Origin of the sequence: Methylomagnum ishizawai (genome assembly GCF_900155475.1) — a bacterium.
GTDB lineage: Bacteria > Pseudomonadota > Gammaproteobacteria > Methylococcales > Methylococcaceae > Methylomagnum > Methylomagnum ishizawai_A.
This window is the reverse complement of the sequence record NZ_FXAM01000001.1, coordinates 2,838,764-2,852,333: the sequence shown is the minus strand read 5'-3', so window position 1 is coordinate 2,852,333 and position 13,570 is coordinate 2,838,764. Positions and strand designations below refer to the sequence as shown.

Below are 13,570 nucleotides of genomic sequence, written 5' to 3'. Positions count from 1 at the left end.
CCGGAGTTTTCCATGCTCGACAAGTCCCCGAAGTACATCCTGTTCGGCGCATTGATCGCCCTGCCCCTGGCGGGCCAATCCGCCAATTATTATCAAACCAAGACTCCCTATCATCCGCAGCAAAGCTATTCGACCTATGAAGCGCCGCCGACCGGCTTCAGCCCGGTCTACACCGAGATGGTGGCGCGGCACGGCTCCCGTGGCCTGTCCAGCCTGAAATACGATCTCGCGGTCTATAACCTGTGGAAGAAAGCTGCCGATGAAGGTGCCTTGACCCATTTGGGTAATGGCTTGGGGCCGGATGTGCTCAAACTCATGAAGGCGAACTTTTTGCTCGGCTACGGGGTGCCGGGCATCAGCAATCCCGGCTATGGCAACGAGACCCAGGTCGGCATCAACGAACACAAGCAATTAGCCAAGCGCTTGGTGGGCCGGTTGCGGGGCTTCTGGCATTCGGTGGGCCATGCCACCGCGACTTCGCCCCGGCATATCGTGGTGGTGACCTCGGGCGTGGACCGGGCGGTGGATAGTGGTGCTTTCTTCACCCAATCCCTGGTGGCGGCCCAGCCCCGCTTGGCGGGCCTGGTCGAATATCCACCCGCCCCGGCCCCTTATCCCGCCGCGAACCCCGTGGTCCAACCGGACGGCACCAACCGTTTCTTGCTGTACTTCCATAAACTGGCCCCCGTGACCGATCTGGTGGCCGATCCCGCCGACCCGTATTACGCGACCTACCAGGACAGTTTGGCTTTCCAGGATTATTCCAGCAAAGACGCGGACCAGTTGGCGAAGCAGGCCGCCATCCTGGCCAATCCGCAAGCCCGCTCCGCCGGGCAGGCCGTGCTGCGGCGCTTGTTCACCAAGGGGTTCGTGGACAAGATCGACCAAGGGGTCTATACCTTCGCCAATACCGGCACCTTCACCTACGCCAGCGACGACGGGCTGTTCACCAGCACCTTGACGGGGAACGGCAAGACCACGATCAAGAGCCTGGCGGACGCCGGTTCCCTGCTTTACGAACTTTATTCCATTGCTCCCGCGATGACCGCCGAGGCGGGCGTCGATTTCAAGCCCTATATACCCAAGGCTTCGGCCCAATATTTCGCCTATGTCAACGATGCCTCCGACTTCTATTCCAAGGGGCCGGGCATCGCCGAGAAAGGCGATATCACCTATCGTATGGCGCAGGTTTTGGAAGACGATTTCTTCGCCGAGGTGGACGCCATCGCCAAGGGTGACCTGTCCCATGCCGCCAAGCTCCGCTTCACCCACGCCGAGATCATCATTCCGTTCGCGTCCAAGATGGGTTTGAAGGGCGTGCTGCAACAGGTGCCGCTGGCCGGGATGTATACCTATGACAATAATCCTTGGCGCGGCGAATACGTTTCCCCGATGGCGGCCAATATGCAATGGGATGTGTATGGCGACGGCAAGGGCGGTTTGCTGGTCAGGATGCTTTACAACGAGAAGGAAACCGACTTCAAGGCCGATTGCGATGGGGCGAAATTCGCGCCGACCAGCCATTTCTACGATTACGCGAAGCTGAAGACTTGCTACGGCAGGGCGTCCTGAGCGCTTGGGCTATGTGATGATCCCGCCGCGGGATTGCGGCGGGGACTTCCCCGGAAAATAGGCGAATAGAAAACGGGCGTTTGGCCCGTTTTCTATAAACTGGGCGAGGGTTTTTCGATTCTTATCCGCTCAACGCTTTGGAAGTCCGCCCATTCCTAAACACCAAGGGCTTCGGCTCGCCCCCTTCGTAATCCTTCCGCGCTCCCTCGATAGCCTCGGCGATGGCCGCACGATCCGGCGACAAGCCGCATACCGGGTCGGTGGCGTTGGGATCGCCGGTCAACAGATAGGCTTGGCAGCGGCAGCCGCCGAAATCCTTGACCTTCTCCGGGCAGGACCGGCACGGCTCCTTCATCCAGCCAAACCCCCGAAATTGGTTGAAGGCTTCCGATTTCAACCAAATGTCGCTGACGCTCATCTCCCGCACATTGGGGCAGTTCAAGCCCGGCAGGATGCGGGCTTCGTGGCAGGGCAGGGCGGTGCCATCCGGGGCGATGGTCAGGAAGGTGGTGCCCCAGCCGTTCATGCAGGCTTTGGGGCGCTGCTCGTAGAAATCCGGCACCACGTAATAAATCTTCATCTTGCCCTTGAGCTTTTCCTTGTAGCCCTGCGCGATGGCTTCGGCTTGCTCGAATTGCGCTTTCGTGGGCAACAGCTGGTCCCGGTTCAAATGCGCCCAGCCGTAATACTGGGTATTGGCGAGTTCCAGATAATCCGCGCCCAGTTCTATCGCCATCTCCAGGATTTCGGTCATCAAATGGATATTGTGGCGATGGATCACCACGCACAGCACCATCGGATAACCGTGCTTTTTCACTAGATGGGCGACTTGTTTCTTATGCTCGTAAGATTCGGTCCCGGCCAGGAAGTTATTCAACTCTTTTTCCGGGGCTTGGATACTGACCTGGATATGGTCCAGGCCGGCCTCCTTCAACTCCACGATCTTGGCTTCGGTCATCCCATAACCGGAAGTGATGAGGTTGGTGTAATAGCCGAGTTCCCGCGCATATTTCACCAACACCGGCAAATCCTTCCGCACCAAGGGTTCCCCGCCCGACAGGCCCAGTTGCACCGCGCCCATGGCGCGGGCTTCCTTGAACACCCGCAGCCAATCTTCGGTCGAGAGTTCGTCGGTGATCTTGGCGTAGTCGATGGGGTTCGAGCAGTAGGGACACTGCAAGGGACAGGCGTAGGTCAGCTCGGCGAGGAGCCAACGCGGGTTGCCACTAGGGTATTGCTCTGATCCAGCCATTGTCCAATGCGCTTTGTAGGAGTCCGGCGACATCGTTACGGATGCCGCGGGTCTCGAATTTCTGTTCCAGTTCGGCCACGATGGCGTCCAGGTTGCGGCTGCCATCGCAGAGTTTGAGGATTTCGGCGGCGGGAACGTTCAATTCCACCATGCCTTCCGGGTAGAGGATCACGTATTTTTGCTGCGCTTCCTCCCACTGCAAGCGGTGCAGCGGGGAGAAGGCGAACCGGGCTTGCTCGTCCATCGGGTGTCAGGGCTTGATGTTGAAATAAGGGGGTTTGTGGTCGATATAGGCCAGCCACATGGCGTCGAGCATAGTCCACAGGATGTCCAGCTTGAACTGGAGGATTTCCAGGGCGCGTTCCTGCTGGGCGCGGGTGGTGAAGTAATCCAGGGTCAGTTCCAGGCCGTGTTCCACGTCGCGGTTGGCCTGGCTGACGCGCTTGCGGAAATAGGCCAAGCCTTCCGGCTCGATCCAAGGGTAGAGGTCGGGCCAGCCCGACAGCCGCTGCTTGTGGATGGTGGGCGCGAACATCTCGGTCAGCGAGGAACACGCGCCTTCCTGCCAGGTGGCGTTGCGGGCGAAATTGACATAGGCGTCCACGGCGAATTTCACGCCCGGCAGCACGGACTTGAGCGACCACAGGTCTTCGCGGGAAATGCCCACCGCTTCGCCCAGCCGGGTCCAGGCTTCGATGCCGCCCGCGTCCTCACCCCAACCGTCGTGGTCGTGGATGCGCTGGATCCAACGACGGCGGGTGTCGCGGTCGGGGCAGAGCGCCATGATGTTGGCGTCCTTCACCGGAATCTTGATCTGGTAATAGAAACGGTTCGCCACCCAACCCTGGATTTGCTCCTTGCCCAGTTTCCCCTCGGCCATGGCGATGTGGTAGGGGTGGTTGATGTGGTAATAGGCTTCCTTGGCGCGGAGCCGCGCCTCGAATTCTTCCCGGCTCCAGGGGGTTTGCTCGCTCATGGTGTCCTCGTCGTCAAAGCTCGATTTCCAAACCGTCGTAGGCGACTTCGATCCCGGCCTGGGTCAGGGCGCTACGCTCGGGCGAATCTTGGTCCAGGATCGGATTGGTGTTGTTGATATGGATCAGGATTTTGCGGGTGGCGGGGCTGTCGGCCAGGGTTTCCATCATGCCACCCGGTCCCGATTGCGGCAGGTGGCCCATGTCGAGGGCGAGTTTTTCGCAAATCCCGGCGCGGGCCATTTCGTCGTGTTGCCAGAAGGTGCCGTCCACCAGCACGCAATCGGCTTGTTTCAAGGCCGCCGCCACATGCGGTTCGATTTCGCCCAACCCTGGGGCGTAGTACAGCTTTTTGCCGCTGGAGATTTGCTCGACGATGACGCCGATATTGTCGCCCTCGTGCGGGTCGTGGCGGTGGGGGGAATAGGGCGGGGCTTTGCTCTTGAGGGCGTGGGTATGGAAGCGCAAATCCTCGAAGCCCGGAATGGTGAACCCGCCGCCGTCCAGGGGCACGGGATGATGGTTCACCTTGCAATAGTGGTCCAGCATTTTGAATACGGGGAAGCCGGTGGATAAATCCTGTTGGACCGGCTCGCTGCAATAGATTTCCAGCGGTTTCGTCGATTCCCGCAGCATCAAGAGGCCGGTGGTGTGGTCGATCTGGCTATCGATCAAGATGATGGCTTGGATGCCGCTGTCGCGGAGGCCGTGCTTGGGCCAGGCACCGGGGAAGTTTTCCAGTTGGGTACGGATGTCGGGCGAGGCGTTGAACAACACCCAGGCCGCGCCATCGACGCCGACCGCGATGGAGGATTGGGTGCGGGGTTGTCCGTTCAGCGTGCCGGCCCGGACCCTGGCGCAGTTGTGGCAGTTGCAGTTCCATTGCGGGAAGCCGCCGCCGGCACCCGCGCCCAAGACTCGGATTTTCATAGGTTTAAGAAAGTTCGGGAAGGGGCGCGCAACCCCGGAAATGAAAAACGGGGCTTCACATCGCTGTGTCGCCCCGTTTGGAAACCAACCGCGATTAGCGGTTGTAGATGTACATGGTGACTTCGAAGCCGAAGCGCAAGTCAACGTAGCTCGGTGTTTCCCATTTCATTTCGAATTCCTCCAAAGGGTTGATTTCTATGGTCAAAACAGCTTCTGCAAGCCCGCTCGAAAGTATACGTCTCCGGTTTGGCGAAAGCAACCAAGGGGGCGGTGGGGGTCACAGGCGGTCGAGGGGGCTGACCACGCCCTTGCCGCCCCGGTTGAGGACGTGGGTATAGATCATGGTGGTGTTCACGTCTTTGTGGCCGAGGAGCTCTTGGACGGTACGGATATCGTAGCCCGCGTCGAGGGTATGGGTGGCGAAGCTATGGCGGAAGGTGTGCGGGGATACGGGCTTGCTGATATCGGCCTCGCGTGCGGCTTTCTTCACCGCCCGTTGCAGGGATTTCTCGTCCAGATGGTGGCGGCGGCGTTGGCCGGAACGCGGATCGACCGACAGCCCCCGCGCCGGAAACACATATTGCCAGCCCCATTCCCGCGCCGCCTTGGGATATTTGAGCGCGAGCGCGTCGGGTAGCCAGACCTCGCCCAGCCCTTCCGCTAAATCCGCCGCGTGCAAGGCGCGGACCCGTTGCAGGTGGGCCTTGAGCGGGTCGGCCAACAGGGCCGGGAGCATGGTCACGCGGTCCTTCGCGCCTTTGCCGTCGCGGAGGGTGATCTGCCGCATTGGGAAATCCACGTCCTTGACCCGCAGGCGCACGCATTCCATCAAGCGCATCCCGGTGCCATAGAGCAAGCGGGCCATGAGGCCGAGGGTGCCTTCCAGCTTTTCCAACACCGCGCCGGTTTCGCGCACTGTCAGCACGGTGGGCAGGCGTTGCGGGCGTTTGGCGCGTTCGATGCCGTCGAGCCAAGGCAAATCTATTCCCAGCACTTCTTTATAGAGGAATACCAGGGCGGCCAGCGCCTGGTTCTGGGTGGAGGAGGCCACCGTCCGTTCGACCGCCAAATGAGTGAGGAAGGCCACGATTTCATCCGCGCCCATGTCCTTGGGATGGCGCTTGTTATGGAAGAGGATATAGCGCCGGGTCCAATCGACATAGGCGCGTTCGGTGCGGAGGCTATAGTGCCTCAGTCTTATGGCATTGCGGACTTGATCCAGGAGCTTGGGCTTGGCTGCGGGGAGTGGTGTGATATTGGGCGGCCTTGGTGTGCTAATGGTGGATTTGGTGACCATGGATTGAAACACTCCTGGGCTGGACTGACTGGATAAGGATGAGCTAATGAGACTCCGGCCTCTAAAAATCGCTCATTAAAATCAAATGCATGCAAAATTGCAACAGCCCTGGATGGTGAATATTCACCATTGACACATGAACAATTACCGATGTATCGTGCGAGCCATGTCGCGGCTTGGGCCAGTGTTATCGGTCAGGTCGGATATTGGATTAGGCACCGTTTGGTGTCGAATAGATGTTAGGCGTTGAAGTAGCGGGTTCGGTGAAGTCGGAAAGTGATTTGTAAGGCTGGATTCGGAGCGGATCGGCGATGCGGAGAAACTCCGAGAACCGGGGTTTTAATAACCGGATGATCCGGGAATTACCACCCGATTCCCGGTTTCCGCAAGTTCGGTTCCAAAGCCGGAGCTTTCGGAACGGCGGAACCGGAAAGCCCGCTCTCCGTAGGAAGCCTAACAAGTCATTCAAGTGGGACGCGGATTCAAGGGCATTTCTCTGTAGGAACCACGGAGCGCCGCGCCCCTTAATTTTTTCGTTAGGCCATGGAATAGCGGGTTCCGGCTAAGCCGGAAGGTGTTTTCAAGGCTGGAACCGGGGTTCCGGCGGGGTTCACGGAATTCCGAACCGGCGGGGTTTCTGGGAATCGACGGGTTCGGTTTCAAACCGGAGTTTCTGGCATGGCGGAACCGGAAAGCCCGTTCTCCGTAGCGGGCCTAACGGGCCGCTCAAGGGGGACGCGGGGCAAAGGACGTATCTCCGAATCGGCTGCGGAGCGCCGCGCCCCTTAGCTTTTTCGTTAGGCGCGTAAATCGTTGATTGGGTCGTAATTGCCGTTTCTGAATATCCGTTGAGACTCAGCGCGGCGGGGGGTGCGTATTTCTCGGTCGCAAATAACATAGCCATTCGGGGCTAATTTTCTGACCAGTTTTCGAGCCTCTTCTACTCTTTTAATTCCTCTAATCTGCCATCCTTGATGTAATACTGTGTAGGTAATGGTTTTGTATCTCATAGTCATATCTCCGAATCAGCCTAACCCTCACTCGACGGGACGCGGGGGATAGGCTGGTTTGTTTTCTGTTGGGCCGGTGCGCCGCGCCCGTCAGCTAATGCGTTAGGCGTTGAAGTAGCGGGTTCGGTGAAGTCGGAAAGTGATTTGTAAGGCTGGATTCGGAGCGGATCGGCGATGCGGAGAAACTCCGAGAACCGGGGTTTTAATAACCGGATGATCCGGGAATTACCACCCGATTCCCGGTTTCCGCAAGTTCGGTTCCAAAGCCGGAGCTTTCGGAACGGCGGAACCGGAAAGCCCGCTCTCCGTAGGAAGCCTAACAAGTCATTCAAGTGGGACGCGGATTCAAGGGCATTTCTCTGTAGGAACCACGGAGCGCCGCGCCCCTTAATTTTTTCGTTAGGCGTGGGAATAGCGGGTTCCGGTTGTGCCGGAAAGTGGTTTTAAGGCTGGGTGCGGATCGGCGAAGCCGAGAAACCCGGCGAACCGGGGTTTCGATAGCCGGGAAATTCGGGGATTCCGGCGCGGTTCCCGGTTTCGGGAAAGGCGAATCGCGGGTTTCCGTAAGTTCGGTTTCAAACCGGAGCTTTCGGAATGGCGGAACCGGAAAGTCCGCTCTCCGTAGCCAGCCTAACAAGTCATTCAAGTGGGACGCGGACTCAACCGCATTTCTTCGTAGAAACTATGGCTAGCCGCGCCCCTTAATTTTTTCGTTAGGCGCGGAAGTAGCGGAATCCGGTTAAACCGGAAAGTGATTTTAAGGTTGGATTCGGAGCGGATCGGCGAGGCGCGGAAACCCCGGAGATTGGGATTCCAATAACCTTATGGAAGGCGAATCGCGGATTTCCGCAAGTTCGGTTTCAAGCCGGAGCTTTCGGAATGGCGGAACCGGAAAGTCCGCACTCCGTAGCCAGCCTAACAAGTCATTCAAGTGGGACGCGGACTCAAGGGCATTTCTCCGAACCGATTACGGAGCGCCGCGCCCCTTAATTTTATCGTTAGGCGCGGAAGTTTTACGTTACTTCGTTAAACCAACACACGGCAATATCGTCGGCATCCATACCAAAGCAAAGCAGCGTATGCAGCGAAAAGCCAGTAATCTTTTCTATTTGGATTGTTTCCCGACTCCTGCCGTCTATGCTGAATTTAAGTTCTATATAAACTCGATAAATTGCCTGTAGGTTTATGTCTGATAGTTTTAAGTCTTTTTTGTTCATAGGGCATTCCTGGGTTGATAATCCGCTCTCCGTAGCAGCCTAACCATTCATTCAAGTGGGACGCGGATTCAAAGCCGCATCCCTTTTCTACTGCCGAGCGCCGCGCCCCTTAATTTTTTCGTTAGGCGCGGAAGTAGTGGATTCCGGTGGAACCGGAAAGTGATTTGAAGGTTGGGTTCGGAGCAGACTGGCGACGCGGATAAGCCCAGCGAATCGGGGTTCCGATAACCGGGCGGTACGGGATTCCGGCGCGGTTCACGGTTTCGGAATCGGGGGTTCCGGGAAAGCGGATCGCGGGTTTCCGAAAGTCCGGTTTCAAAACGGAGTTTTCGGAATGGTGGAACCGGAAAGCCCGTTCTCCGTAGCGGGCCTAACGGGCCGCTCAAGGGGGACGCGGGGCAAAGAACATATCTCCGAATCGACTACGGAGCGCCGCGCCCCTTAGCTTTTTCGTTAGGCTTCTCAATCTGCATTCATGATCCGTAATTTGCACATGCTTATGGCTCTTCCATCCGAAAATGGCGCAATAACATTTGCAGCCAAGAGGGCCGAGTTCATTCCAATTGAAGGATTACGCATCTACTTTCCTTCTAACCATCAAACGCGGCTTGAAAAGGTTGAGTATTGGCTAAAACGCCTCCATCGTGACCCTGTAGATTGGATTCGACCTTCTGAAGAAGCATGGATACTTGATATTGACGGTGCGAAAATCCAGTTTTCGAGCGAACTAGCCAAGTCTTATCCTTATTCTTCTGATGCTTCATGGCCTCGCTGGCTTCACGGGTCTGTTGTTATCTCGCCAGAGTTTGAGGCTGGAAAAGACTTCGCGCCACGACTAGCTTTTTTACTAACCGAATTAGCTGTTTCAAAGGCAAAAGCTCCGTCGCCGCAGTTAAATAATATGGCTGGCATGGTTATAAATCATTTTATTGCAGGGGATTATCACATGAGTTCCGATCAATATCATGTTTCGGGTCAAGTCGGCGCAGTAGGGCCAAATGCTAATGCCGAGGGGAACACATTTATTCAACAGTGGGCGCAAAGCACGTCGAATGTAGATTTCCAAAGTCTTGCTTCCGAACTTGCATTGTTGCGGGCAGAATTGCGCAAAGAGGCTCAGGAGATTGAACACGACCAAGCGTTAGCTAGTGTTGCGTCTGCTGAACTAGCCGCTAAACAAAATGACGGCCCTACAACATTAAAACACCTAAAATCTGCTGGTAAATGGGCGTTGGATACCGCTACCAAAATTGGTACGACAGTGGCTGCAAAAGCAATCCAGAACGCTTTGGGTATTCCATAAAGCGAAGGCTAACATTGCGCTCCACCCGACCCGCACCCGCAAGCTGTTTCGTGTTTTCGAGTTTTGTGGTGGGCGCGGGCGGGTGAGCTTCGGCGTTAGGCATAGAGTTCCTGCTTGCTAATGGCTAACAAGCAATTCCAGTTTGATTTGCATGTTGTTCTTTGATAGCTCGGTGAGCAGTTTTTCGCCTCAATTCAAATATTAGGCAATCATGGAAAATAAATTCTTAAACGGCTGCATTAGATTACTTTCAGGAAAGGAATCTCTAATTTCTACGCTAGAAGCAAAACTTGCCACCGAATTTGAAAAGAGACTTTTTGAGGCTGCCATAAGCAATCTTCTTGACGCTTATAATCCACTTAGATTTAATAATTTTGCCTATGCAACCCGAGAACTAGTTAGGCATATTCTTCAACGTTTAGCACCTGATGCTGAGGTTTTAAATTGCTTATGGTATAAAAACGAAACAGAAACAAAGGATGGCATTAGTAGAAAACAGAGAGTTATATATGCAATCCAAGGCGGGCTTTCAGATAAATACGTCACTGAAACACTAAAAATTGATACCAAGGCCATTAGCAAACAAATAAAATCTGTTGTAGACAATCTTAGCAAACACACACATATTCAAGAAGATACGATAGATATTAACATCGACAAACAAGATAAATATGTAAATGAAACTTTGGAGTCTGTGGCGGATTTATTTCGTGTAATTGATGAATCACGACAAGCAATATCTGGGTCGCTAATCGATCATATAGACCAAGAACTTGTCAACGTAGCAATAAGTGAAACTATTGGAGAAATTGACGAGATTGCCACACACCACACCGTCGATGACATTACAACTGAAGAAGTTCAGGTTAAAGCTATAGATAGTCAGTACATAACGCTAACAGCATATGGCTCAATTGGCGCAGAATTACAGTATGGGTCAAACGGTGATTTAGATCGTGGTGACGGTGCGATTTTATCTCATGATTTTCCCTTTTCCTGCAATTTGAAGTCGAGTGTACGCGCCCCCGAAGTTTTCCTAAGCGAATTTACTGAGATTAAGGTAAGTAATGATGACTGGTATGAATAGCAGTTGGAACCGGAAAGTCCGTTCTCCGTAGCCAGCCTAACAAGCCATTCAAGTGGGACGCGGACTCAACCGCATTTCTTCGTAGAAACTACGGAGCGCCGCGCCCCTTAATTTTATCGTTAGGCGTAAGATATATAACTCATCTATAAAATGAGGAACCAGCCATGAATAGGAGGAGATTTCTGCAAGCTTCTGCATTAACTCCAGTTGTTTTATTGCCAAACACATCAGAAGCATTTCTTGGCCTTTTGCTAAGGTTCTTGCTGCGTGGAGTGTTATCACGGGGAGCAGCACGGGCAGCAACTGGAGCTATAGCAAGGGCAGGGGCCGGCACAATCGCACGCGCAGGTGTTGGCGCTGCTGCGAGGGCCGTTTCTGTTCGATCATTAGCTTCTTTTGTTGTGCAAACAGGGGCAATATCGGCAGTGTCTCTTGAAGTAGCAAACCTAGTTAAAGAATTTAATGCGCAAGCCATTTTTGTTAGAGATGCAGAAAACGTGGTAACGGTTCAAGGAAACCAGACATTCAATCTTAATCTTAGCTATATTATTGAAGATGTTGTAAATGGGACAAAAGCCTTAGAGCGCAAGTTTTATGCAGCATCAACGAGAGACTTTAAGTTTGATTTTAAAATTAAAGATTTGCCATTTACTGGTGTTGGTCGTCTCCATGGAATTATTGACACGAGCTCTGGAGCGAGATTTTCATCACCGAACTTTGTAATCGCAGAAGCAGACCAGGTGTCATACGATGATCCTACGTAAAACACTTTTTTTATCAACATTAATTATCTTGAATGGCTGTACGGGAAACTTAGAACGTCGGCTTTCGATTGTAGAGAGTTCATTATATAGAATAGAACAGGGTTTGTTAGATAACGACAGGAATATGAAGAATGAAATCCGTATGTTAAAACAAGAAACGGAAGCAGAGCTTAATAGACAAAGAAGGGTTAGCAACGACATTAGCGGAAGCGTGGATGAGGTTAAAAGAAAAACTGATAAGTTTTGTGTTCACACTCCCGATGAGAATAATCTTCAGATTTTTCCAGAAGGCCAGTGTCCTTAAAATCGTTTGAGGCCGGTTGCAAAATCACCTGTTCTCCGTAGCGGGCCTAACAAGCCGCTCAAGGGGGACGCGGGGCCAAGGACGTATCTCCGAATCGACTGCGGAGCGCCGCGCCCCTTAGCTTTTTCGTTAGGCGCGGAAGTGTCGGAATCCGGTGGAACCGGAAAGGGTTTTCAAGGCTGGAATTCGGAACTCCGGGAATCGGGATTCCGGCGCGGTGTTCGGATTCGGAAGCGGCGGGTTTCCGCGAGTTCGGTTTCAAACCGGATTATGGGAATGGTGGAACCGGAAGCCTCGTTCTCCGTAGCGGGCCTAACGGGTCGCTCAAGGGGGACGCGGGGCAAAGGACGTATCTCCGAATCGGCTTCGGAGTGCCGCGCCCCTTAGCTTTTTCGTTAGGCGCGGGAATAGCGGAATCCGGTGGAACTTGAAAGTGTTTTCAAGGCTGGAATCGGAACTCCGGGAATCGGGTTCCGGCGCGGTGATCGGATTCGGAAGCGGCGGGTTTTCATAAGCCTGGATGCAACCCGGAGCTTCGGGGATGGCGGAACCGGAAGCCCCGTTCTCCGTAGCAAGCCTAACGGGCCGCTCAAGGGGGACGCGGGGCAAAGAACATATCTCCGAATCGACTGCGGAGCGCCGCGCCCCTTAGCTTTTTCGTTAGGCAAGTTGTTTTTTGCCATATCAAGACCGTATCAGAATGCAGGAATACTCATGCCGTTTAATGTAGATTTTGATCAGAAACTTGCGGTTGCCGCTTTTTTCTCGTGCGCCATTGGCGGAGGATTTTTTGCTTATCGCATGTTTAACGCCAATTTTTTTGATGCCTTGGTGGTAGGTTTATCAAGTGGTGCCTTAGCTTTTGGGTATTCCTATCTTGCCGAGGGGGTTGGTGGCAAATTGGTGGCTGTATCCGTTGTACTCTTTCTTATCAGTTGGTTTTTTCTAAAGCCATGCGATCATTGTCCGGAAATGGTTAAAATTCCGACAGGCATTTCTGTAATGAAATATGAAGTCACGCAAGCCGAATGGACATATTTTATGGGAAATAACCCATCTTCTCACCAATACTGCGATGACTGTCCCGTAGAGGGGATATCCTACGATGACGTACAAGGTTACATTAAGCAGCTTAATGAATTAACAGGAAAAAATTACCGATTACCTACCAGTGACGAGTGGTTTGACGCAGCATGCCCAAAAGAGCAATGCAGTGATAATCCTTCTTTTTCATGGAATAAAGATAACTCTGGGGGGCAAACCTATTATGTTGGCAAGAAGCGACCCAATTTAAATGGATTGTATGATATTTTTGGTAACGTAATGGAGTTTACTTCATCTATAAGAGATGGCGGTTATGTTGCTCGAGGCAATAGTTTTGCGCATGAAAGACAATCAAAAATTTCCCGTAGTGGAGGCTTGCCAATTAAAACTAATGAAAAGTTTAATGATGTCGGGTTTCGCCTTGTTCAAGATTAACGCGGTAAGATGCGCTAAAACAATGCCGTTATAGGATGCGGTGAGGAACGAACCCCAACATTTCCAACCGACAACCTTGCCTAACGAACCGATCCAGCACGCCCGCGCCACGAAGCGGCTTGGTGTTTTCAGGTTTTGTGGGGTGGCGCGGGGCGCTGATCGTTGGCGTTAGGCGCGGGAATAGCGGATTCCGGTGGAACCGGAAAGTGTTTTCAAAACTGGAACCGGGGTTCCGGCGAGGTTCGCGGAATTCCGAACCAACGGGTTTTTCCGGGAACCGGCGGGTTCGGTTTTAAGCCGGAACTTCGGGAACGGCGGAACCGGAAAGCCCGTTCTCCGTAGCGGGCCTAACGGGCCGCTCAAGGGGGACGCGGGGCAAAG

At 53.8% G+C, this 13,570-nt stretch carries 13 protein-coding genes; 6 read left to right on the top strand and 7 right to left on the bottom strand.

Annotation, left to right across the window (positions count from 1 at the left end; all coding sequences use genetic code 11):
• The first annotated feature begins 12 nt into the window (after positions 1-12).
• Positions 13-1,572 carry a histidine phosphatase family protein gene (locus B9N93_RS12580; RefSeq protein WP_217807302.1) on the top strand — a complete coding sequence of 520 codons (1,560 nt, stop codon included), beginning with the start codon at positions 13-15 and terminating at the stop codon, positions 1,570-1,572.
• A 121-nt stretch (positions 1,573-1,693) separates the two neighbouring features.
• Here B9N93_RS12580 and pqqE read toward each other — a convergent pair whose 3' ends face one another.
• The 7 genes from pqqE to B9N93_RS12545 all read right to left on the bottom strand — a co-directional run bounded on the left by pqqE (position 1,694) and on the right by B9N93_RS12545 (position 8,252).
• On the bottom strand, positions 1,694-2,824 hold the full coding sequence (gene pqqE, locus B9N93_RS12575) for a pyrroloquinoline quinone biosynthesis protein PqqE (RefSeq protein WP_085214140.1): 1,131 nt from the start codon (positions 2,822-2,824) through the stop codon (positions 1,694-1,696).
• Positions 2,799-3,068: a pyrroloquinoline quinone biosynthesis peptide chaperone PqqD gene (pqqD, locus tag B9N93_RS12570; RefSeq protein WP_085214138.1), complete on the bottom strand. Its 270-nt coding sequence runs from the start codon at positions 3,066-3,068 to the stop codon at positions 2,799-2,801. The genes pqqE and pqqD overlap by 26 nt, the downstream gene beginning before the upstream one ends.
• A gap of 6 nt (positions 3,069-3,074) precedes the next feature.
• Positions 3,075-3,800: a pyrroloquinoline-quinone synthase PqqC gene (gene pqqC, locus B9N93_RS12565; RefSeq protein ID WP_085214136.1), complete on the bottom strand. Its 726-nt coding sequence runs from the start codon at positions 3,798-3,800 to the stop codon at positions 3,075-3,077.
• 13 nt (positions 3,801-3,813) lie between these two features.
• A complete protein-coding gene (pqqB, locus tag B9N93_RS12560; RefSeq protein ID WP_085214134.1) occupies positions 3,814-4,728 on the bottom strand; it encodes a pyrroloquinoline quinone biosynthesis protein PqqB in 915 nt (304 codons plus the stop codon).
• Between the two features lie 94 nt (positions 4,729-4,822).
• Positions 4,823-4,897: a pyrroloquinoline quinone precursor peptide PqqA gene (gene pqqA, locus B9N93_RS12555; protein ID WP_085216268.1), complete on the bottom strand. Its 75-nt coding sequence runs from the start codon at positions 4,895-4,897 to the stop codon at positions 4,823-4,825.
• A 108-nt stretch (positions 4,898-5,005) separates the two neighbouring features.
• Positions 5,006-6,025 (bottom strand): integron integrase, encoded by a 1,020-nt coding sequence (locus tag B9N93_RS12550; protein WP_085214132.1) that lies wholly within the window; start codon positions 6,023-6,025, stop codon positions 5,006-5,008.
• Positions 6,026-8,048: 2,023 nt separating this feature from the next.
• Positions 8,049-8,252 carry a hypothetical protein gene (locus B9N93_RS12545; RefSeq protein WP_085214130.1) on the bottom strand — a complete coding sequence of 68 codons (204 nt, stop codon included), beginning with the start codon at positions 8,250-8,252 and terminating at the stop codon, positions 8,049-8,051.
• A 475-nt stretch (positions 8,253-8,727) separates the two neighbouring features.
• Between B9N93_RS12545 and B9N93_RS24735 the strand changes: the two genes are divergently transcribed.
• The 5 genes from B9N93_RS24735 (at position 8,728) to B9N93_RS12540 (ending at position 13,189) form a co-directional block, all read left to right on the top strand.
• Positions 8,728-9,555: a hypothetical protein gene (locus B9N93_RS24735; RefSeq protein WP_125468967.1), complete on the top strand. Its 828-nt coding sequence runs from the start codon at positions 8,728-8,730 to the stop codon at positions 9,553-9,555.
• A gap of 211 nt (positions 9,556-9,766) precedes the next feature.
• Complete coding sequence (locus B9N93_RS24730) at positions 9,767-10,642, top strand: pPIWI-associating nuclease domain-containing protein (protein ID WP_125468966.1); 876 nt, start codon at positions 9,767-9,769, stop codon at positions 10,640-10,642.
• A gap of 164 nt (positions 10,643-10,806) precedes the next feature.
• Positions 10,807-11,406 (top strand): hypothetical protein, encoded by a 600-nt coding sequence (locus B9N93_RS24725; RefSeq protein ID WP_125468965.1) that lies wholly within the window; start codon positions 10,807-10,809, stop codon positions 11,404-11,406.
• Complete coding sequence (locus B9N93_RS24720) at positions 11,393-11,710, top strand: hypothetical protein (protein WP_125468964.1); 318 nt, start codon at positions 11,393-11,395, stop codon at positions 11,708-11,710. The genes B9N93_RS24725 and B9N93_RS24720 overlap by 14 nt, the downstream gene beginning before the upstream one ends.
• A gap of 714 nt (positions 11,711-12,424) precedes the next feature.
• Positions 12,425-13,189 (top strand): formylglycine-generating enzyme family protein, encoded by a 765-nt coding sequence (locus B9N93_RS12540; RefSeq protein ID WP_085214128.1) that lies wholly within the window; start codon positions 12,425-12,427, stop codon positions 13,187-13,189.
• The last annotated feature ends 381 nt before the right edge of the window (positions 13,190-13,570 follow it).

Bases quoted from the DNA above. Each gene is read 5' to 3' on its own strand.
- pqqE (WP_085214140.1), bottom strand. From the start codon at position 2,824: ATGGCTGGATCAGAGCAATACCCTAGTGGCAACCCGCGTTGGCTCCTC.
- B9N93_RS24735 (WP_125468967.1), top strand. From the start codon at position 8,728: ATGATCCGTAATTTGCACATGCTTATGGCTCTTCCATCCGAAAATGGC.
- B9N93_RS12550 (WP_085214132.1), bottom strand. From the start codon at position 6,025: ATGGTCACCAAATCCACCATTAGCACACCAAGGCCGCCCAATATCACA.
- B9N93_RS12580 (WP_217807302.1), top strand. From the start codon at position 13: ATGCTCGACAAGTCCCCGAAGTACATCCTGTTCGGCGCATTGATCGCC.
- B9N93_RS24725 (WP_125468965.1), top strand. From the start codon at position 10,807: ATGAATAGGAGGAGATTTCTGCAAGCTTCTGCATTAACTCCAGTTGTT.
- B9N93_RS12540 (WP_085214128.1), top strand. From the start codon at position 12,425: ATGCCGTTTAATGTAGATTTTGATCAGAAACTTGCGGTTGCCGCTTTT.
- pqqC (WP_085214136.1), bottom strand. From the start codon at position 3,800: ATGAGCGAGCAAACCCCCTGGAGCCGGGAAGAATTCGAGGCGCGGCTC.
- B9N93_RS24730 (WP_125468966.1), top strand. From the start codon at position 9,767: ATGGAAAATAAATTCTTAAACGGCTGCATTAGATTACTTTCAGGAAAG.
- B9N93_RS24720 (WP_125468964.1), top strand. From the start codon at position 11,393: ATGATCCTACGTAAAACACTTTTTTTATCAACATTAATTATCTTGAAT.
- B9N93_RS12545 (WP_085214130.1), bottom strand. From the start codon at position 8,252: ATGAACAAAAAAGACTTAAAACTATCAGACATAAACCTACAGGCAATT.
- pqqB (WP_085214134.1), bottom strand. From the start codon at position 4,728: ATGAAAATCCGAGTCTTGGGCGCGGGTGCCGGCGGCGGCTTCCCGCAA.
- pqqD (WP_085214138.1), bottom strand. From the start codon at position 3,068: ATGGACGAGCAAGCCCGGTTCGCCTTCTCCCCGCTGCACCGCTTGCAG.